Annotated in this window: 15 protein-coding genes and 1 pseudogene; 2 read left to right on the top strand and 14 right to left on the bottom strand. The window is 65.5% G+C overall.

Annotation, left to right across the window (positions count from 1 at the left end; all coding sequences use genetic code 11):
* Positions 1-118: 118 nt before the first annotated feature.
* From AC1G9C_RS02365 to rloA2, 5 genes are all read right to left on the bottom strand, one after another.
* Entirely contained in the window at positions 119-1,777 is a 1,659-nt protein-coding gene (locus tag AC1G9C_RS02365; protein ID WP_480409345.1) for an ATP-dependent nuclease, read from the bottom strand.
* 316 nt (positions 1,778-2,093) lie between these two features.
* Complete coding sequence (gene creC, locus AC1G9C_RS02360) at positions 2,094-3,518, bottom strand: two-component system sensor histidine kinase CreC (RefSeq protein ID WP_480409344.1); 1,425 nt, start codon at positions 3,516-3,518, stop codon at positions 2,094-2,096.
* Between the two features lie 3 nt (positions 3,519-3,521).
* Positions 3,522-4,208, bottom strand: coding sequence for a two-component system response regulator CreB (gene creB, locus AC1G9C_RS02355; protein WP_445582195.1), 687 nt, complete (start codon positions 4,206-4,208; stop codon positions 3,522-3,524).
* A 498-nt stretch (positions 4,209-4,706) separates the two neighbouring features.
* On the bottom strand, positions 4,707-6,737 hold the full coding sequence (locus AC1G9C_RS02350) for a methyl-accepting chemotaxis protein (protein WP_480409343.1): 2,031 nt from the start codon (positions 6,735-6,737) through the stop codon (positions 4,707-4,709).
* A gap of 275 nt (positions 6,738-7,012) precedes the next feature.
* Complete coding sequence (gene rloA2 / locus AC1G9C_RS02345) at positions 7,013-7,525, bottom strand: retropepsin-like aspartic peptidase RloA2 (protein WP_480409342.1); 513 nt, start codon at positions 7,523-7,525, stop codon at positions 7,013-7,015.
* Between the two features lie 165 nt (positions 7,526-7,690).
* On the opposite strand from rloA2, the gene AC1G9C_RS02340 reads away from it, so the two are divergent.
* A complete protein-coding gene (locus AC1G9C_RS02340; RefSeq protein WP_480409341.1) occupies positions 7,691-8,581 on the top strand; it encodes an acyltransferase in 891 nt (296 codons plus the stop codon).
* Between the two features lie 128 nt (positions 8,582-8,709).
* Here AC1G9C_RS02340 and fdhA read toward each other — a convergent pair whose 3' ends face one another.
* The 7 genes from fdhA to glyA form a co-directional block, all read right to left on the bottom strand.
* Entirely contained in the window at positions 8,710-9,909 is a 1,200-nt protein-coding gene (fdhA, locus tag AC1G9C_RS02335; protein WP_457788169.1) for a formaldehyde dehydrogenase, glutathione-independent, read from the bottom strand.
* A gap of 198 nt (positions 9,910-10,107) precedes the next feature.
* Entirely contained in the window at positions 10,108-10,971 is an 864-nt protein-coding gene (gene purU, locus AC1G9C_RS02330; RefSeq protein ID WP_122110102.1) for a formyltetrahydrofolate deformylase, read from the bottom strand.
* 145 nt (positions 10,972-11,116) lie between these two features.
* Positions 11,117-11,746, bottom strand: a complete 630-nt coding sequence (locus AC1G9C_RS02325; protein ID WP_122110103.1) for a sarcosine oxidase subunit gamma — start codon at positions 11,744-11,746, stop codon at positions 11,117-11,119.
* Positions 11,739-14,756, bottom strand: a complete 3,018-nt coding sequence (locus tag AC1G9C_RS02320) for a sarcosine oxidase subunit alpha (RefSeq protein WP_480409340.1) — start codon at positions 14,754-14,756, stop codon at positions 11,739-11,741. Before AC1G9C_RS02320 ends, AC1G9C_RS02325 begins: the two co-directional genes overlap by 8 nt.
* Positions 14,753-15,079, bottom strand: coding sequence for a sarcosine oxidase subunit delta (locus AC1G9C_RS02315; protein ID WP_021445212.1), 327 nt, complete (start codon positions 15,077-15,079; stop codon positions 14,753-14,755). The genes AC1G9C_RS02320 and AC1G9C_RS02315 overlap by 4 nt, the downstream gene beginning before the upstream one ends.
* A 55-nt stretch (positions 15,080-15,134) precedes the next feature.
* On the bottom strand, positions 15,135-16,385 hold the full coding sequence (locus AC1G9C_RS02310) for a sarcosine oxidase subunit beta family protein (protein ID WP_122110105.1): 1,251 nt from the start codon (positions 16,383-16,385) through the stop codon (positions 15,135-15,137).
* A gap of 66 nt (positions 16,386-16,451) precedes the next feature.
* The gene (gene glyA, locus AC1G9C_RS02305; protein WP_480409339.1) at positions 16,452-17,705 is read right to left on the bottom strand and encodes a serine hydroxymethyltransferase; all 1,254 of its coding nucleotides are present in this window, start codon (positions 17,703-17,705) and stop codon (positions 16,452-16,454) included.
* 357 nt (positions 17,706-18,062) lie between these two features.
* Here glyA and AC1G9C_RS02300 point away from each other — a divergent pair, with 357 nt between their 5' ends.
* A complete protein-coding gene (locus AC1G9C_RS02300) occupies positions 18,063-19,061 on the top strand; it encodes a GlxA family transcriptional regulator (RefSeq protein ID WP_122110257.1) in 999 nt (332 codons plus the stop codon).
* Between the two features lie 97 nt (positions 19,062-19,158).
* Here the strand turns inward: AC1G9C_RS02300 and AC1G9C_RS02295 are convergent, their stop codons facing one another.
* Positions 19,159-19,863 carry a methyl-accepting chemotaxis protein gene (locus AC1G9C_RS02295; protein ID WP_480410381.1) on the bottom strand — a complete coding sequence of 235 codons (705 nt, stop codon included), beginning with the start codon at positions 19,861-19,863 and terminating at the stop codon, positions 19,159-19,161.
* A gap of 201 nt (positions 19,864-20,064) precedes the next feature.
* Positions 20,065-21,042: pseudogene (locus tag AC1G9C_RS02290) on the bottom strand (cache domain-containing protein); the annotation flags it as partial.
* Positions 21,043-21,046: the final 4 nt, after the last annotated feature.

The following is a 21,046-nucleotide window of genomic DNA, read 5'->3' as shown; positions in this document are numbered from 1 at the left end:
TCCTTTTTAACGTTCACTGTCGAGCAGAGCCGGACCGCCTACCCTTATAAATAAATCTTCCCTCTTTCCCGTAGCTTCACATGCAGCTGATATTCGTGGCGGAAATGGCTCAAAGGCGTCAAGCATTCCAGCGCCTTACCGTCTCCACGATGCCTGTTATCTCTTTGTCTAACTCAGGGCGAAAGGCCAGATTTTTCATAGTGAAGTACTCTGAATACTGAACTGCTTTCTGATGTTTCCCCGTATACTCTTGCGCCGTGGAAATACCGTTCCTCCTCAAATACTCCTGAATATACTCATACTCGCCAATTTGTGGTAATCCAGCTTTCCCATGAACCGCACTGAAAGCTTCGACAGGAATGTAGTTCTCGATTTCCTTACACCGAGTAACCCACACTCTAGACGCATCGCCTGCAAGCTCAGATAGCAATTTTGTGACGCGACTCTTCAGCACTCCCCGACTATGATTTCTATCACTATCACAAACAAACAAGAAATTCCGGTTTATGCGAAACGCGCTGATTGCCTCTTCAAGATCACTATCCGGCACAGAGGCATCTATATTTGCAAGAACACTCCCACCATAAAAAACAAACTGGTAATGTAGTCCTTCCTTGAGCGCCCCTCCGCTCCACAACTCAATGAAACGATTAAGATAAACCCTATCAGAAGGCCCTTCAATCCAAATTATTCCATTTGCCTGCAATATATCGCTAGCCTTAGCACCGATATCATCCAACACACCATACCCATGGCTATACTCTTCGAGCACACGACCAACAACCTCCTCCCCCTCCTTTCGAACATGAATTATCTGGGCATCTTCCTCCCCATGATAAAGATCGATTGCCACTTGGGAGTGCGTAGTCAAAAATATATGACACCCATTAGCCTGAGCAAACCTCAAGAGAAACGCAAATAGGTTTCTCTGAAGCGCAGGGTGCAAATTATTCTCCAACTCCTCTAAGGAAAAAATATAATCCTTTAGACTCTTTCTCTCGAAATCCGGCCTAACAATTAGATTCACAAGGGTAAGCAGAATAGTTTTCAGGCCACTACCAGAGGCAGACAATGGGTAGGGTTCCTTACCCTCTTCAGTCAAAAAAACCTCCCAAGTTTGGGCATCCTTGTGAAATTGAACAATAATCTCAGCGAATCTAACATCAGGATAAAATATTTCATTCAAAGCAATCAAAAGCCTTGACTGGACTATAGAACGATCAAGCTCAGCATGATTAATGTACATCTGTATTACATTTGTTGCACCAACACCATTACTATCTATAGCTGGTTTATCCGATGCCTTCTCAGGCACAAGGTCACGATCAGCTGCCAAGCGAATCGAGCAATACCGCGCACCAAACGGTGCCCGCCCACTTACAAATGGATTTAAGTATCGAGAGTAAACCTCGTTAACCAGATTACTTAGCAACACCTGTGACCGTGTACCTTTGTAGTCCCATTCAACCCTCACACCTACAAAATTCTTACCATGATTATTCCAATGATTACCCGACAAATCACCGCCCGAGATATTCCTACGAAAAACAGACTGGAGCTCACTCTCAGAGAAACTATCCGTCAGGGTCAGAGAGTTCGCTAGGGCTGGCACAGCCTTTGTTCCATCTGCCAAATAGTCGACAACATCCACAAAACTGGATTTACCGATATTATTTTTCCCAACAATAAGATTGACGAATTTAATACAACCAACCCCACCACCAACCTGCTTAAAGCTTTTATAATTACGAACCCAGAATCCCGTTGATATAGTCACTCAGCGATCCCTCTAAATTTTCTCTGTTGGCCTTACGCCGCAATCATACTCTGACACTTCTCCCTCAATACCACATCCACCGGCCTGAGTGACTGCCGTTCCAGCCTGTCGCGCAGTGCTGGGGAGTCGCGCACCAGGACGAAAACAGCCTAACTTGGGGAAACAGGGACAGACCACGACAACTGGAAAATCTTGGTCTGCCCCCCGAATGTCCTTGAAAGTTTCCCCGTTGGGCTTCGCAAGCTCAGCGCTAACCTACGCCAGCCTGGTGGCCCGGATGCAGTCCGGGCTACGGGTGACGCCTTGATCTTCCAACTCATGCGCCAGGCAAGCTGAGGCACACCTCCACCCCACCCTCGACATTGCCGATGTGCAGCTCGCCGCCATGCAGCTCGGTCACTTCCTGGACGAAGTTGAGGCCCAGGCCGGTGCTTTTGCGGCCGCTGCCGGGGCGCGGCAGGGAGTAGAAGCGTTCGGTCAGGCGCGCCAGGGCGTAGTCGGGGATCGCCTGGCCCTGGTTGAACAGGCGCAGCGTCACCCGCTGGCCCTGGCGTTCGGCGCTGATGCGGATCGTGCCGCCGGGCGGGGTGAAGTCCAGGGCGTTGTCGAGCAGGTTGGCCAGCGCCTGGCGCAGCAGAAAACGTTCGCCGCGCAGGCTCAGGTGCGCCGGCACGGCCTGCTCGACCCGCAGGTCGGCGGCGAGGATGCGCGCCTGCTGCGCCTGCAGCAGTTCGTCCACCAGCGGCGCCAGCGGCACCGCCACCCGCTCCTCCAGGCCCTGGCGCTGTTCCACCTGGGCCAGGTGCAACAGGCGTTCGATCAGTTGCTGCAGGCGCGCGCTTTCCTGCTGGATATTGGCCACGAAACGCTGGCGCTGCACGGCCGGCATCTCGCCATCGAGCAGTTCGGCGGCGCCGCGGATGGCCGCCAGCGGGCTCTTCAGCTCGTGGGTCAGGGTGTGCACGTAGCGCTCGACGTAGGCCTTGCCCTCCAGTTCGGTGCGCATGCGCTCCACCGCCACGGCCAGCTGGCCCAGCTCGCCGCCGCGCACCCGTGGCGCCTCGGCGCGACGGCCCTCGCTGACCGCCTGGGCGTAGCGGGTCAGCTTGCCCAGCGCGGCGCCGAGCCACCAGGACAGCGCCGCGCCAATCAGCAGACCGAGGCCGATCAGGCCGGCGCCGAGCCAGCCCAGGCGGGTCTGCGAGCGCTCGATATAGGGCTGCAGGCTGCGGTTGGGCTTGGCCACCGAGACCACGCCGATGATCCGCTCGCCGTCCTTGATCGGCGCCGCCACGTACATCACCGAGGAATCCGGATCGCTGGGGTCTTCCCTGGTCGAGCGCGCGCCGTACTCGCCGCGCAGGGTCAGCAGCACGTCGTTCCAGCGCGAGTAGTCCTGGCCGACGGCCTGGCCGCTGGAGTCGAGCAGGACGATGCCCCGGGCGTCGGTGACGTAGATGCGGTGGTTGACCTGGGCCTTGCTCACGCCCCAGATATTCGCTCCGGGCTGGCGCCGGCCGTAGGCCTCCAGCGCCTCGGGCAGGCGGCTGTGCTGCAGGCTGCCGGCCTTGACCTCGTCGCGCAGGATCTCGGCCAGCAGGTTGGCGGTGTCGACCAGGGTTTCCTCGGTGCTCTGGCGCACGCCGGGGCGGATCTCGTCCATCACCGTGCTCAGCACGAACCAGCCGGCCAGGCCGACGAAGAGGAAATAGACGAGAAAGATGCGAACGCCCAAGGGCATGGTTCAGCCCTCCGGATCGTAGCTGTAGCCCAGGCCGCGGTGGGTCTGGATCGGCTCGGCGGCGGCCGCCACCGCGCGCAGCTTGGCGCGCAGGCTCTTGATATGGCTGTCGATATTGCGCTCGTAGCCGGCCTCGCTGGCCACGCCGAGGGCGTCGAGCAACTGCTCGCGGGAGAATACCCGCCGCGGCTGGCCGAGCAGGGTCTGCAGCAGGCGGAACTCGTGGCGGGTCAGGGCCAGGGGCTGGCCGTGGAAGGCGATCTGGTAGCGCGCCAGGTCGAGGCGAAAGGGCCCGGTCGCGGCGTTATCCACAGGCGCGGCGGCGCGTGGCGCCACCCGTTTGAGGATGGCCTTGACCCTGGCGGCCACCTCGCGCGGGCTGAACGGCTTGACCACGTAGTCGTCGGCGCCGATCTCCAGGCCGACCACGCGGTCGATCTCCTCGCTGCGCGCGGTGAGGAAGATCACCGGCACCTCGGAGAAGCGCCGCAGCCGCTTGCAGGCCTCGAAGCCGCTGATGTCCGGCAGGCCGACATCGAGTATCGCCAGGTCGAAGGCCTGGTCTTCCAGCAATGCCAGCGCCTCGCCGGCGAGCGTCACCCAGCGGGTGGCGAAGCCTTCGGCCTGCAGCGCGTAGACCAGGGTGTCGGCAATCGCGGCTTCGTCTTCGACTATCAGTATCTGCGGCATCGGGCGTCCTGCTCGGCGGGGCGGTCACGGCCGGCAGACTGCGCCAGCCCGAACAGCCCGTCAAGGCGGCGCAATCGATGCACAGAAACTGGGGATGGCGCTGTGGATAAGCTTGGAGCAGTTGGCGCCGGGCCAGGCGGCGTCTGGTTCTGCGGCGGTTGGCTGATTTCTGCGCGGCGCCGAGCATTCAGGCGACACAGCGGTGCGCATCGCGCCCTCAGGGACGTTCACAAACCCACAGAAGCTGGGGGCCAAGTTGTTGATAACCTTGGAGTAATGCGCTGCAGGCGGTGCTGGCCGGGGGCTGCGGGCGATTGTGCGATTTGTGTACGGCGAGGGTGGCGCAGGGTTAGTCACAGCTGCTGCGTGCGGCGCCCCTCAGGAGCCCTGGCTATGCACAGATACTGGGAACGGCGCTGTGGATAAGCTCGGGATGCTCGCCGCCAGGCCCGGCGCCGCGGGGGCTGCGCCGGGTTGGCGGTTTTCTGCGCAACGGCGCTAGCCGAGCTGGAAACGCCCGGTGTTCTGCGCCAATCCCTCGCTGCCGCGGCGCAGCTGTTCGGCGGCGCTGCTCACCGCCTGGGCGCCGTCGAGCAGCTGGCCGGCGGCCTGGTCGACCTGCTGGATATTGCCGCTGACCTCGTCGGCGGTGGCGGCCTGCTGTTCGGCGGCGGTGGCGATCTGCGCCAGGCGGTCGCTGACCCGCTGCACCGACTCGACTATGGCCTGCAGGTCGTCGCCCATGGCCAGCACGCTGCCGATATCGCCGTCGGCCTGGCTGCAGGCCTCCTCCATCAGGCTCACCGACTGGCCGACCACGCGCTGCAGGTTGTCCACCGTCTGGGCGATTTCCTGGGTGGAATCCTGGGTGCGTTTGGACAGCGAGCGCACCTCGTCGGCGACCACGGCGAAACCGCGCCCGGCCTCGCCGGCGCGCGCCGCCTCGATCGCCGCGTTGAGCGCGAGCAGGTTGGTCTGCTCGGCGATGCCCTTGATCACCTCCACCACCCGATTGATCTGCTGGGTCTGCTCGCGCAGCTGCTGCAGCGCCGCGGCGCTGTCGCCCAGACGGCTGCTGAGTTGGCGCATGCTGGCGCTGGTGCGGGCGCTGCGCTGGTTGCTGCCCAGTGCCACCTCGCGGGTCTGCTGCGCCTCCACCGCGGCCTGCTCGCAGCTCTGCGCCACGCTCTGCGCGGTGGCGGCCATCTGCGTGGCGGCGGTGGCGATCTGGCTCATCTGCGCCTGCTGCTGCTCCACCGCATCCAGCGCGTCGCGGGCCTGGCCGCCGAGCAGCTGCACCGTGTCGTCGAGCTGACGGCTCTCGCGGCCGACGCCCTGCAGCGAGTCGCGCAGCTGCGCCACGGCGCTGTTCAGCGCCTGGGCGATGGAGGCCAGGTCGTCGGCGCCATGCACCTGCATGCGCACGCGCAGGTCGCCGTCGCGCAGGCTTTCCGCCGCTTCGATGATGCCGGCGGTGCTACGCCGGATCGAGGCGTTGAGGCACAGCAGCACGTACAGCGCCAGCAGGGTGAGCAGGACGAAGGCGCCGATCACCTCGACCATGGTCAGCAGCGCGCGCTGGCGATGCTGCCCCAGGCTCGCGGCGAACTGGTCGTAGACCGCCTGCTGCAGCCCCTGCAACTGCGCCTCCAGGGCCTCGACGCGCTGCACGAATTGCTCCGGGGTCAGCGCCATGGGGCTGGCCTCGAACATGTCGCGGTCGATCTGCGCGAGGAACTGGTCGAAGCCGGCCAGCGCCGCCTCGAACGGCCCGGCCAGCTGGCGCATGGCCTGCGACGCCTCGCGCTGTAGGGTGCTCTGCGCCTTGATCAGCTGCGCGCGCTGCTCGTCGAGGCCGCGGCGCAGGTCGCGAATCAGCACCCGGCTCTGCAGGGTGAAATGCTGCGACACCACCGCGCCATGGCCCTGGGCGGCGAAGGTGCCGAGCTGTTCGAGCAGGCGCGGCAGGATGTAGGTGAGCTGCTCCATCATCAGGTAGGTGGCCAGGCGCGGATCGAGGATCAGGCCGCTGTCGGTGGCCACCTGTTCGCGCAGGGCGAGCAGGTGCAGCAGGGTCTTCTGGTAACGCTCCAGCGCATCCGGTAACGCCACAGGGGCCAGGGCCTGCGCCTGGATGCCCGGGCGTTCGGCCTGCAGCGCCTGGAAATGTTCGCGCGCCTGGGCGCCGATCAGCGCACTTTGCAGTGGCACGGCGGCCTGCTGCAGGGCCTCGTCGAGCTGCGCCTCGCGCTGGCGCAGCAGCCCCTCGGCGGCGTTATCGGTGCCCTTCCAGCGCGCCAGCAGGGTGCGCTGGGCGATCAGCTCGCGCTGCACCAGGGCCATGGACTGCAGCGCCTGCGCGCCTTCCAGCTCGTGGTCGATGGCCTGCAGGCGACCCAGGTAGTCGCTGCCGATCACCCACAGGGCGTAGCCCAGCGGCAGGGCGAACAGCAGAAACACCAGCTGAAACTTGCGCGCGAAGCTGAACCGCTCCAGCAGCCGCACACCCGGTTTGAGTACTCCAGTCATCGCGACACCTCAACGAGTTCCACGGGCCCTCGCGGGCCAGGTAAGAAACTGCATCAAGCAAGAAACAGGCCGCCATCCTGGAGCACTCGGCGACCGCGGGCAGGGGCCGTGGCCCCGTGCCCGCAGTCTAGGTTCTGCACGAAAAGTGCCTGCGCTCGGTGATGCTTCGTTAAAAATCGGTTCGGAATGCTCATGTACAGCTCGTACACTCCGCTTCCTCACCGATTTTTGCCTTGCCTGACCTTCGCTCGACGACTTTTCGTACTGAACCTAGTTCAGCACTGCGGCCGCTCGCGGGTGTAGCGTTCGGCGGGGTTCACCGCCGCGCCGAAATCGCGCAGGGCGCTGGCGCCGATCAGCAGGGGGTAGTTGAAGGTGCTGCGGTCGGTGAGGTTGACCTCGATGGTGCGCTGCTGCTCGCCCAGGCACACCGGCAGCTCGATCACCGGGCGCTGCGAGGCCGCCGCCGTCTTCAGCGGCTGGCCGGCCAGCTCCTCGCTGCGCGTCTTGATCTCGGCGATGCGCACCAGCGGATGCTCATGCACACGCTGCTCGGCGCCGTCCACCGCCAGGCGAAAGCGCACCCAGTCCTCGCCGTCGCGCTCGAAACGCTGGATGTCCTTGGCCGACAGCGAGGCGGTCATGGCGCCGGTGTCCATCTTGGCCTTGAGGGTCTGGCCCAGCTCGGGCAGTTCGATCAGCTCGTAACGGCCGTACAGCGTGGGTTGCTGAGCGGCCAGGGCCGGCAGGCTGAGCAGCGCGGCCAGCAGGATCAGGACATGGTTCAAGGTCGGTACTCCTGTAAGGGGATAGACCGGATTTCCGACCGCCCCCGGCGCCGCCCTGTTCCCCGGGCGGCGTGACAAGGTGTTACCAAGCGGCCCGCCGCCGCCCTTGGAGGCCGCGCCGCGCCTTGCTTATCATGGCCGGCCACCGCCCATCATGGAGTCGATATGCGCCCGCTGCTGACCGGCCTTGCCAACCTCGTGCTGTTGCTCACCAACACCCTGATCCTGATCGGCCCGCTGCTGCTGATCGCCCTGGCCAAGTTCGTCCTGCCCGGCCAGACGGCGCGCGACGCCTGCTCGCGCGGGGTGATGTGGGTGGCCGAGTTCTGGGCGGAGAACTGCAAGCGCATCTTCGCCCTGACCACCCCGACCCACTGGGACATCCGCGGCAACGCCGAGCTGCGCCGCGACCGCTCCTACCTGGTGATCAGCAACCATCAGTCCTGGGTCGACATCCCGGCGCTGGTGCAGGCGTTCAACCGCAAGACGCCCTACTTCAAGTTCTTCCTCAAGCAGCAGCTGATCTGGGTGCCGCTGCTCGGCCTGGCCTTCTGGGCGCTCGACTACCCCTTTATGAAGCGCTATTCGAAAGCGTTTCTGGAGAAGAATCCGCAGATGAAGGGCAAGGACCTGGAGATCACCAGGGCCGCTTGCGAGAAGTTCAAGCGCCTGCCGGTGACCGTGGTCAACTACCTCGAAGGCACCCGCTTCACCCCGGCCAAGCAGGCGCAGCAGGGCTCGCCCTACCAGCATCTGCTCAAGCCCAAGGCCGGCGGCGTGGCCTTCGTCCTCGCCACCCTGGGCGAGCAGATCGACGCCGTGCTGGACGTCACCCTGGTCTATCCGGGCCAAGGCGTGCCGGGCTTCTGGGCACTGCTCAGCGGTCAGGTGGCGAAGGTCATAGTGGATATCCAGACCCGCGAGCTGGACCCGGCGCTGTGGCAGGGCGACTACGAGAACGACGGCGAATTTCGCCAGTACCTGCAGGGCTGGGTGACGCAGCTGTGGCAGGACAAGGACGCGCGCATCGCGCAGATTCGCGCCGAGGGCGCGTGACGCCGGCACGAAAAAAGGGAGCCCGCAGGCTCCCGAAAAAAGGCGCGGACCAATGCGCCTGGCCGTAGCACCAACATTGAATCGGGGCGGACGGGCACGCGGCCCGTCCACCGTGCAGCGCAGCGCGATCAGGCCGCGCTGAAGGTCTTGTGCGGGTCGATGACGAATTTCTTCGGCACCCCGGCATCGAACTCGTGGTAGCCGTTGGGGGCCTGGTCCAGGCTGATGACCTGCACGCCGACCACCTCGGCGATGTTGATGCGATCCCACATGATGGCCTGCATCAGCGCACGGTTGTACTTCATCACCGGGGTCTGGCCGGTGTGGAAGCTGTGCGACTTGGCCCAGCCGAGGCCGAAGCGGATGCTCAGGGCGCCGATCTTCGCCGCCGCGTCCACCGCGCCCGGGTCTTCGGTGACGTAGAGGCCGGGAATGCCGATCTTGCCGGCCACGCGGGTGACCTGCATCAGCGAGTTGAGCACGGTGGCCGGGGCCTCGTGCTGCACGCCGTCATGGCCGTGACCGCGGGCCTCGAAGCCTACGCAGTCGATGGCGCAGTCGACTTCCGGCTCGCCGAGCAGCGCGGCGATCTGCTCATGCAGCGGGGTGTCCTTGGACAGGTCGGCGATCTCGAAGCCCACCGCCTTGGCATGGGCCAGACGCACCGGGTTGACGTCGCCGACTATGACCACGGCGGCGCCGAGCAGACGCGCCGAAGCGGCGGCGGCCAGGCCGACCGGGCCGGCGCCGGCGACGTAGACGGTGCTGCCCGGGCCGACGCCGGCGGTGACCGCGCCGTGGTAGCCGGTGGGCAGGATGTCGGACAGGCAGGTCAGGTCGCGGATCTTCTCCATGGCCTTGTCGCGATCCGGCAGCTTGAGCAGGTTGAAGTCGGCGTAGGGCACCAGCACGTATTCGGCCTGGCCGCCGGTCCAGTCGCCCATGTCGACGTAGCCGTAGGCGCCGCCGGCACGCGCCGGGTTGACCGTCAGGCAGACGCCAGTGTGTTGTTCCTTGCAGCTGCGGCAGCGGCCGCAGGCGACGTTGAACGGCACCGAGACCAGGTCGCCGATCTGCAGGCGCTCGACGTCGCGGCCCTTCTCGATCACCTCGCCGGTGATCTCGTGGCCCAGCACCAGGCCGACCTGGGCGGTGGTACGGCCGCGCACCATATGCTGGTCGGAGCCGCAGATATTGGTGGAAACCACTTTCAGGATGACCCCGTGCTCGATCTTCTTGCCGCGCGGGTCCTGCATTTTCGGGTAGTCGATCTTCTGCACTTCGACCTTGCCCGTACCGAGATAAACCACACCACGATTACCAGACATGCGTCACTCTCCTTTGTTGTTGTGGATACAAGACGCGACCGACGGGCCGCGCGGCCTTGCACTGGAGCTTTTCGTCTGTTGCCGGACACCGCCGGTGAAGCCTGGCAGAGCGGTGACCGCAGGGTGCGCCGTGCGCACCTATGTTTGTTGCATGCCCGTGGTGCGCGCGGCCTAGACGGCCCCGCGACAGGCGATGAGTCAGGGGTTGAGCACCACCGTGCGGTTGGCGTTGAGGAACACGCGGCGGTCGATGTGGTAGCCGACGGCGCGGGCCAGGGTCAGGCACTCGATGTCGCGGCCCTTGGCGATCAGGTCCTCGGGGTAGTGGGCGTGGTCCACCGCCTCCACGCCCTGGGCGATGATCGGCCCCTCGTCGAGGTGGTCGTTGACATAGTGGGCGGTGGCGCCGACCAGCTTGACCCCCTTCTGATAGGCCTGGTGGTAGGGCTTGGCGCCCTTGAAGCCGGGCAGCAGCGAGTGGTGGATATTGATCGCCCAGCCGTCCAGCTTGCGGCACAGCTCGGGCGACAGCACCTGCATGTAGCGGGCGAGCACCACCAGCTCGGCGCCGGTGTCCTCGACCACCTGCATGACCTTGCGCTCCTGCGCCGGCTTGTCGGCCGGGTCGAGCGGGAAGTGGTGATAGGGGATGCCGTGCCAGCGCGCCAGCGGTTCCAGATCCGGGTGGTTGGACACCACCGCCACCACGTCCATGGCCAGCTGGCCGATGCGCTGGCGGTAGAGCAGGTCGTTCAGGCAGTGGTCGGCCTTGGACACCATCAGCACCACCTTGGCCCGGTAGCCCGGCGGGGTCAGCTCCACCTGCATGGCGAAGGGCGCCAGACGCTCGGCCACGCCGGCGCGGAAGGCGGCCTCGTCGAAGCCGTCCGGCTGGCGGAACTCGACGCGGATAAAGAAGCGCGAGGACAGCCGGTCATCGAAACTGTGGTGCTCGGTGACGTAGCAGCGCTGCTCGAACAGAAAGCGCGTCACCGCGTCCACCGTGCCGAGCACGCTCGGGCAGTGGGCGGTGAGGATCCAGGTATCGGGGGTGCGGCTCATGTCGATCTCCAAAGCGCAACGACGTAGGTTGGGCTGAGCTTGCGAAGCCCAACAAGGGGCGCACGGCGCTCCCTGCGGCCTTCCGGGGCTCCCTGCGTTGGGCCTCGCTGCGCTCGGCACCAACCTACCCAGAGCCCCTTGTCGATCAGGCTTCTACCGCCAGCCCGTACTCGGCGCTGGCATCCTGCAGCCACAGCCAGAAGTAGTCGGAGAAGCTGCGGCGGATCAGCAGTTCCCAGGTTTCCTCGGCGGTATGACGGATGATCAGCTGCGACTTGGCGAACACCGTGCCCACCGCCTTGCCCACCGGGAAGTTGCTCGGGTGCACGTCGTAGCTGCTGGACTTCATCAGCAGCTCGCGCACCTTGGGCCCGGACAGTTCCAGCAGGGTCTGCCCGCCGCTGACGTTGACCACCGAGATGTGCTGGCCGGCCAGCGCCTCGCGCAGCTTGGCCTCGACCTCGAACTCGCTGCCGCCGGGCACGATCAGCAGCCACTCGTCCGGCCCCAGCCACTGCAGCGAGCTGTCGCCGCTGGCCACCAGGGTCAGCGCCACCGGCAGCTCCAGGCCCAGGGCCTTGTGCACGCCGCCGGCGAACTCGGCATCGTCGGCGTCGCCACGCAGGATCAGGTGACCCAGCAGCTTCTTCTCGCGCAGGGTCACCCCGGCGCGCTTGGGGCCCTTGCCGGCCAGCTCGTGCAGGCCGGCGTGGTGCAGCGGCGATTGCCCGGCGATGTCGGCGGGGCGTTGCTGGTAAACGTTCACGTTAGACATTCTGGCGATCCCCTTTCGGGTCATAGAACACGGGGCTGACGATTTCGGCTTCGATCACGCTGCCATCGGCCAGCGGCGCGAACACGCGCTCGCCGATCCGCGAGAGGCCGCCCCGCACCAGGGCCATGGCGAAGCTGTAACCCATGGCCGCGCTCATGTAGCTGGAGGTGACGTGACCGACCATGGTCATCGGCACCGGCTGCTTGGGGTCGAATACCAGCTGCGCGCCTTCCGGCAGGACCTTTTTCGGGTCCAGGGGCTTGAGGCCGATCAGCTGCTTGCGGTTTTCCTTGAGGCAGTCCTCGCGGTTCATGCCGCGCCAGCCGATCCAGGAGAACGGCTTGGTGCGACCGACACACCAGCCCATGCCCAGATCGTCCGGGGTGACCGAGCCGTCGGTGTCCTGGCCGATGATGATGAAACCCTTCTCGGCACGCAGCACGTGCATGGTCTCGGTGCCGTAGGGGGTCAGGCCGTGCTTCTGGCCGGCGGCGATGATCTTCTCCCACACGCCGAGGGCGTAGTTGGCCTGCACGTTGACCTCGTAGGACAGCTCGCCGGTGAAGGAGATGCGGAACACCCGCGCCGGTACACCGCCGACCTTGCCTTCCTTCCAGCTCATGAAGGGGAAGGCGTCCTTATCGAGATCGATATCCGTCACTTCCGCCAGCAGCTTGCGGCTATTGGGGCCGGACAGGGTCATGGTCGCCCAGTGGTCGGTGACCGAGGTGAAGTACACCTTCAGCTCCGGCCACTCGGTCTGGTGGTAGATCTCCAGCCACTCCATCACCCGGGCGGCGCCGCCGGTGGTGGTGGTCATGACGAAATGGTTGTCGGCCAGACAGGCGGTGACGCCGTCGTCGAAGACCATGCCGTCTTCCTTGCACATCAGGCCGTAGCGGGCCTTACCCACGTCCAGCTTGGTCCAGGCGTTGGTGTAGACGCGGTTGAGGAACTCGCGCGCATCCGGGCCCTGGATGTCGATCTTGCCCAGGGTCGAGGCGTCGAGGATGCCCACCGCGTTGCGCACCGCCAGGCACTCGCGGGCCACCGCGGCGTGCATGTCTTCGCCGTTCTTGGGGAAGTACCAGGGACGCTTCCACTGGCCGACGTCCTCGAACTCGGCGCCGTTCTCCAGGTGCCACTTGTGCATGGCGGTGTAGCGCTTGGGCTCGAACAGCTCGCCGCAGTGACGGCCGGCGATGGCGCCGAAGGTCACCGGGGTGTAGTTCGGGCGGAACATGGTGGTGCCCATCTCGGCGATGCTGATGCCCAGCGAACGCGCGGCGATGGCCAGGCCGTTGATGTTGCCCAGCTTGCCCTGGTCGGTGCCGAAGCCCAGCGCGGTGTAGCGCTTGACGTGCTCGACCGACTCGAAGCCCTCGCGGGTGGCCAGCTCGATGCCGGCGGCGGTGACGTCGTTCTGCTGGTCGACGAACTGCTTCGGCGCCCGCGCGGTGCCCTTGTCGTGCGGCACCTGGAACAGCGCGACCGCGGCTTCCTCGATGCGCTTCTCGGCCTTCGGCAGGCTGCCGGCGACGGCCTTGAAGCCGGCTTCGGCGGCGGCCTTGGCGCCGGCCTCGAAGCCGTCGGCGAGGCTGTCGCCGAGGCCGAACACGCCGTTGACCGCACCGGCGCAATAGCGCTTCTGGAAGCCTTCGCCGGGGACGAAGGCGAGGATGTCTTCGCGCCACAGCGGACGGCCGCCGAGGTGCGAGGCCAGGTGCACCACCGGGCTGTAGCCGCCGGAGCTGGCGATCAGGTCGCAGTCGAGCATTTCGCCGGGGCTGCTGACCTTGTGCTTGGCCAGGTCGATGGCGCAGATGCGCGCACCGGTGACGCGCTTGCTGCCGCGCGCCTCGACCACCGCACTGCCGGTGAGCACGCGCACGCCACGCCGGCGCGCTTCCTCGACCCAGCTGCCGCGCGGGTTGCTACGCGCATCGGCGACCGCCACCACCTGCAGGCCGGCGTCCAGCCAGTCGAGCACCACGCGGTAGGCGTAATCGTTGTTGGTCGACAGCACCAGCTTCTGCCCGGGCGCCACGCCGTAGCGGCGCACGTAGGTGGATACCGCATCGGCCAGCATGTTGCCGGGCACGTCGTTGCCGGCGTACACCAGCGGCCGCTCATGGGCGCCGGTGGCCAGCACCACGCGACCGGCACGCACACGGTGCATGCGCTGACGCACCTGGCCCATGGGCGCGACTTCGCCGAGGTGATCGGTGAGACGCTGATGGATGGTGAGGAAGTTGTGGTCGTGGTAGCCGTTGACCGTGGCGCGCGGCAGCAGGGTCACTTCCGGCATCTTTTCCAGCTCGGCGATGGCCTTGGCGGCCCATTCGGCGGCCGGCTTGCCGTCGAGGGTCTCGCGGGTGGAGAGCAGGCTGCCGCCGAACTCTTCCTGTTCGTCGGCGAGGATCACCCGCGCACCGCTGCGCCCGGCGGCCAGAGCCGCAGCCAGACCGGCGGGGCCGGCGCCGACCACCAGCACGTCGCAGTGCTGGTTCATGTAGTCGTAGATGTCCGGGTCGTTTTCCTTCGGCGCACGGCCCAGGCCTGCGGCCTTACGGATGTACTTCTCGTAGGTCAGCCAGAGGTTCTGCGGGTACATGAAGGTCTTGTAGTAGAAACCGGGCGGCATCATGCCGCCGCCGACCTTGCCGAGAATGCCCATCAGGTCGGTGTTGACGCTCGGCCAGCCGTTGGTGCTGGCGGCCGTCAGGCCCTGGTACAGCGCCTGCTGGGTGGCGCGCACGTTGGGGATCTGGGTGGCCTCGCTGGAGCCGATCTGCAGCACGGCATTGGGCTCTTCGGCACCGGCGGCGACTATGCCGCGCGGACGCGAGTACTTGAAGCTGCGGCCGACCACGTCGACGCCGTTGGCCAGCAGGGCAGCGGCCAGGGTATCGCCGGCGTAACCCTGAAAGGTCTGACCGTTGAAGCTGAAAGTCAGGGGCTGGCTGCGGTCGATGCGGCCGCCCTGGGCAAGACGATTGACCTGGCTCATGCCGTTACTCCTTGGTCGACGGCCTTCTTCGCGGCGAGGGAGGCCTCAGTCACGCTGGGGCGTTCGCCGATCTTGTAGGTTTCGAGGATTTCGTAGCTCACCGTGTGACGGGTGACGTTGAAGTACTGGCGGCAGCCCGCCGCGTGGATCCACAACTCGTGGTGGATGCCGCGCGGGTTGTCGCGGAAGAACAGGTACTCGCCCCACTCCTCGTCGGTGCAGGCGTTCGGGTCCAGCGGGCGGGCGATGTGCGCCTGGCCGCCGGCGTGGAACTCTTCTTCGGAACGCAGTTCGCCACAGTGAGGGCAGAAGATATGCAACATGCTCGGTACCTCCAGAAAACCATCGTCCCTCTCTCAGCGAGAGAGGGCGCCAAAATCAGTGCGCGACACCCGCCGCGCCGTGTTCGTCGATCAGCGCGCCGTTGTGGAAGCGCTCGATGGAGAACGCCTTGGCCAGCGGGTGCATCTCGCCCTTGGCCAGGCTGGCGGCGAACACGTGGCCCGAACCCGGGGTGGCCTTGAAGCCGCCGGTGCCCCAGCCGCAGTTGAAGAACAGGTTCTTCACCGGGGTCTTGGCGATGATCGGGCAGGCGTCCGGGGTGGTGTCGACGATGCCGCCCCACTGGCGGTTCATGCGCACCCGCGACAGCACCGGGAACATCTCGACGATGGCCTGCAGGGTGTGTTCGATGGTCGGGTAGGAGCCGCGCTGACCGTAGCCGTTGTAGCCGTCGATGCCGGCGCCGATGACCAGGTCGCCCTTGTCCGACTGACTGATGTAGCCGTGCACGGCGTTGGACATGATCACGGTGTCGATGATCGGCTTGATCGGCTCGGAGACCAGCGCCTGCAGCGGGTGCGACTCCAGCGGCAGGCGGAAACCGGCGAGCTTGGCCATATGCCCGGAGTTACCGGCGGTGACCACGCCGACGCGCTTGGCGCCGATAAAGCCCTTGCTGGTTTCCACGCCAATCACCGCGCCGTTTTCCTTGCGAAAACCGATCACCTCGGTCTGCTGGATCAGGTCGACGCCCAAGGCGTCGGCGGCGCGGGCGAAGCCCCAGGCCACCGCGTCGTGACGGGCGACGCCGCCGCGACGCTGCAGCGAGGCGCCGAGCACCGGGTAACGGGTGTTCTTCGAGCAGTCCAGGTAGGGAATCATCTCCGCCACTTGCTTGGCATCGACCACTTCGCCGTCGATGCCGTTGAGGCGGTTGGCGCTGACCCGGCGCTCGATGTCGCGCATGTCCTGCAGGGTGTGGCCGAGGTTGAACACGCCGCGCTGGGAGAACATGACGTTGTAGTTGAGGTCCTGCGACAGGCCCTCCCACAGCTTCATGGCGTGCTCGTAGAGCTGCGCCGATTCGTCCCACAGGTAGTTGGAGCGCACGATGGTGGTGTTGCGCGCGGTGTTGCCGCCGCCCAGCCAGCCCTTCTCGACCACGGCGACGTTCTTCACGCCGAACTCCTTGGCCAGGTAATAGGCGGTGGCCAGGCCGTGGCCGCCACCGCCGACGATGATCACGTCGTAGACCGGCTTGGGCGTCGGGTTGCGCCACATGCGCTGCCAATTCTCATGGTGGCTGAACGAGTGCTTGAACAGGCCGAAGCCGGAATAACGTTGCATGGGCATGCTCCAGGGTTCTACTCCCCTCTCCCGCTTGCGGGAGAGGGGCCGGGGGAGAGGGTTGGCTTAGCGATACACCGGGTAATCCGCGCACAGCCCGGCCACCAGCTTGGCCACCTGCGCCTCGACGTCGGCATCGCCGAGGTGGTCGAGGATGTCGCAGATCCAGCCGGCCAGCGCCTGGCACTGGGCGACCTTGAAGCCGCGGGTGGTGACCGCCGGGGTGCCGATGCGGATGCCCGAGGTGACGAACGGCGACTGCGGGTCGTTCGGCACCGCGTTCTTGTTCACCGTGATGCCGGCGCGACCGAGGGCGGCATCGGCCTCCTTGCCGGTCAGGCCCTGCTTGATCAGGCTGAGCAGGAACAGGTGGTTGTCGGTACCGCCGGAGACCACTTCGAAGCCGCGCTCGACGAACACCCGCGCCATGGCCTGGGCGTTGTCGATCACCTGCTGCTGGTAGGCCTTGAACTCGGGCTCCATGGCTTCCTTGAAGCACACCGCCTTGGCCGCGATCACGTGCATCAGCGGGCCGCCCTGGGCGCCGGGGAACACCGCGGAGTTGAGCTTCTTCTCGATCTCCTCGTTGGCCTTGGCCAGGATCAGGCCGCCGCGCGGGCCGCGCAGGGTCTTGTGAGTGGTGGTGGTGACCACGTCGGCGAAGGGGATCGGATTGGGGTACAGGCCGGCGGCGACCAGGCCGGCGACGTGAGCCATGTCGACGAACAGGTAGGCCCCGACCTTGTCGGCGATGGCGCGGAAACGCGGGAAGTCGAGGGTCTTGGAGTAGGCGGAGAAGCCGGCGACTATCATCTTCGGCTTGTGCTCGACCGCCAGGCGCTCGACTTCGTCGTAGTCGATCAGCCCGGTGGCGGTATCCAGGCCGTACTGCACGGCGTTGTACAGCTTGCCCGAGGACGACACCTTGGCGCCGTGGGTCAGGTGGCCGCCGTGGGCCAGGCTCATGCCGAGGAGGGTATCGCCGGCATTGAGCAGGGCCAGGTACACCGCGCTGTTGGCCGAGGAACCGGAGTGCGGCTGGACGTTGGCGTAGTCGGCGCCGAACAGCGCCTTGGCGCGGTCGATGGCCAGTTGCTCGACCTTGTCGACGTACTCGCAACCGCCGTAGTAGCGCTTGCCCGGGTAGCCCTCGGCGTACTTATTGGTCAGCCCGCTGCCCTGGGCTTCCATCACGCGCTGGCTGCAGTAGTTTTCCGAGGCGATCAGCTCGATATGGTCTTCCTGACGACGCTCTTCCTGGCCGATGGCGGCGAGCAATTCATCGTCGTAACCCTGGATCTGATCCTGCTTGCTGAACATCTCGATCTCCCGGCAACCCGTCAGGGCCGCATCTGTGTTGGCGAAGCGCCCACCGCGGTGGCCCACGGAGCCATCGGCAGGGCGTCTGTTGGGATCGATTGTGCGAAATAGCCTGGGGGGTCATTTGCCTAATTACGACGTCAAAATGCTCAAACTGACCTACCCCGAACGGCGCGACGGGCGGTGACCACGGCGCCTGGCGGCCCAATGCCGGGAATGTCGCGCAGAGACAGGTGGCGGCCTGGGCCACGGCGCCGGGCAGCGGGGAAATGGGTGTAAGATCGGCACAGGCCCGCCTGGGTGCCGACCGGGGCGGTCTCCGCGGTCGCGCAGGCAACGACCGGACAGGAGCACCAGATGAACTACGCCGAGTATCTGCAACCGCAAGCGCCTGCCTGCGGCACGCTGAAGACCTTCGGCTTCCTGCTGATCCCCAACTTCACCGCCATCGGCTTCGCCTCGGCCATCGAGACCCTGCGCATGGCCGGCCTGGCCGCCAGACGGCCGCTGTACCGTACCCTGCTGATCGCCGCCGGCAACGAGCCGGTGCCGGCCAGCAACGGCATGCGCGTGCTGGCGGACACCAGCTTCGAGCAGGCGCCGCCGCTGGACGCCCTGTTCGTCGTCGGCGCCAACCCGATCCCGCAGAAGTACGACCGGACGCTGCTCGCCTGGCTGCGCCGGCTGGCCGAACAGGGCGTGCCGCTGGGCGGCATCTGCACCGGCAGCCACCTGCTGGCCTGCGCCGGCCTGCTCAAGGGTTATCGCTGCACCCTGCACTGGGAAGACATCGAGCAGGTCAAGGAGAAGTTCCCGGGAATCATCATCTCCAACCAGCTGTATGAGCTGGATCGCGATCGCTACACCTGCTCGGGCGGCACCGCCGCGATGGACATGACCCTGCAGCTGGTCAGCCGCGAGCCCGGCGGCGCCGAGATCGCCAGCCGCGCCGCCGAGCTGCTGCTGTGCGACCGGGTGCGCAGCGCCCGCGACCAGCAGCGCATCCCGTTGCGGCAGAAGATCGGCAACGCCCAGCCCAAGCTGAGCCAGATCGTGGCGATCATGGAGTCGAATCTGGAGGAACCGCTGGAGCTGGAGGAGCTGGCGCAGCTCAACGAGGTGTCGGTGCGCCAGCTGGAGCGGTTGTTCCACAAATACCTGGGGCGCAAGCCCAGCCAGTACTACCTGGAGCTGCGCCTGAACCGGGCGCGCGAGCTGCTGCTGCGCAGCGATGCCCAGGTGCGCGACGTCGCCCTGGCCTGCGGCTTCGCCTCGCCGGCGCACTTTTCCAAGTGCTACAGCCGCCAGTTCGGCCTGTCGCCGCGCGGCGAGCGCAAGCAGAGCCCCTTGGGCTGAGCGCTGCTGCACGAACGCTCGCGAGCCCCCGGAGACCGTCTCGCCAGGGTGCTTGCCGTCTTCACCACAGCCGAGCGCCCTCCTCCGCGCGGCAGGCTCACACGTTGAAACGACCCAGCAACTGATCCTGTTGGACCACCTGCTCGACCATCAGCCCACATTGCCGGACCTGCTGTTGAGCGCCGGCGGCGACCAGCTGGCTGATGTCGCGGATGTTGCAGGTATTGCGGTTGATCTCCTCGGTAGTGGCGCTCTGCTGCTCGGCCGCGGCGGCGATCTGCAGGTTCATGTCGCTGATCCGAGCGATCGCCTCACCAACACTCTCGAGCAGCCGATTGGCGTCGCCGGCATCTTCGGCGGTCCAGCTGGCGCTGTCGCGACTCTGCCGCATGCGCGCCTCCACCTCCTTCACCCCGCTCTGGAGATGGTCGATCATCTGGCGGATCTCCTCGGTCGATTGCTGGGTACGCGAGGCCAGCGAGCGAACCTCGTCAGCCACCACGGCGAAACCTCGCCCAGACTCCCCGGCACGGGCCGCCTCGATGGCCGCGTTGAGGGCCAGCAGGTTGGTCTGCTCGGCAATACTGACGATCACCGCAAGAATCGACTCGATGTCATGGCTGAGCCCGACCAGCCGATTGATTGCCTGGCCGGTGTCATCCATATCGGCGGCCAACTGCTTGATCGCCCGGCTGGTGCGCGCAACCACGACGAGTCCGCTTGCAGTTTCCAGGTTGGCGCCGGTCGCCGTCTGGGCGGCGGCCTGGGCGTTGCGCGCGACCTCCTCGGCAGTGGACGCCATTTCCTGCATCGCCGTGGCCAGTTGGTCGAGTTCCTGTAATTGCGCCTGCAAACGCTCGGCGGACACCTCGGCTTCGTTGCAGGTCAGAGCAGTACTGGCACGCACCCGCTGCGAGCCACCGACCATCTCGCCGATCAAACCCTGCAGGTACTGCAGAAAGCCGTTGAACTCGCGCGAGACCAGGGCGATCTCATCGCTACCGCTGGCCGGCAGACGACGCGTGAGATCGCCCTGACCGCTGTTGACCTCGCGCAAAGAAGCCCTGAGCCGATCGAGGGGCTCGAGCAGCCGCCTCATCAACAACCCCAGCAGCACCAGGCTGACGACCACCCCGAGCAGGGTGCCGAGCACGGCACGTTGACTGAGGGCATCGACCTCGGCCATGACCAAGCGCTTGTCCAACACCACACCGATGTACCAATCCATATCCGCAAGATCGCTCAGGGGCGTGAAGGAAAGCAGCAGACGCCCATCGTCACCGCCCTCCTGCAGCCCCTTGTCCAGCGCAGGCGTCTGGCCGTCGAACAGGTCGCTGTAGGCCTTGCCGTTCATGCGGGTATCGGGGTGGGAAATGATGGTGCCACTGCGGCTCAACAGGAAGGCATAACCAGCCCCGTTGAAATCCAGGGTGTTGATCGCGTCGGCCACCGTCTGCAAGCGGATGTCGCCACCGAATGCTCCCTTGAACGCCCCGGCGTCGCTGACCCGAGCCACTGCGGATATCAGGACCTCACCGGTCCCGGCTACCGCGTAGGGTTCGGTTAGCACGGCTCGCGCGGCGTCCCGGGCCTGCGCATACCAGGGCCGCTGGCGGGCATCCCAATCGGCGGGAGGATGCCAGCCCGGATCGTTGCTGAGAGCTCGCCCTCCGGTCGCCTCCAGCCCGCCGAACATGGAGAGAAACTGCTCCTTGAGCACGGCTGATGCGAAAACCTGTTCTATCTGCGACTCGCTGAAATTGAGATCTATCTGCTGCGCAGCCATGTCGATCAGTTGCAACTTGGCGTTCAGCCAGGCCTCGATCCGGCGCGCCAGCGCCGTGCTCGATTCGTTGATGCTGGTTTCGACCTGCTGGCGCAAGGTGCCGCGCACCTGGCTGATCAGAGTCAGCGACAACAGGCTGGTGGTCAACAGCAGAACCAATGCTGCGGCTAACGCCACCTTGGTGCTGATCCTCATCGTG

The organism is Pseudomonas sp. ABa2 (assembly GCF_056676075.1).
Note: the sequence above shows the minus strand (reverse complement) of the source record. Positions and strands in the feature narration are given on the sequence as shown.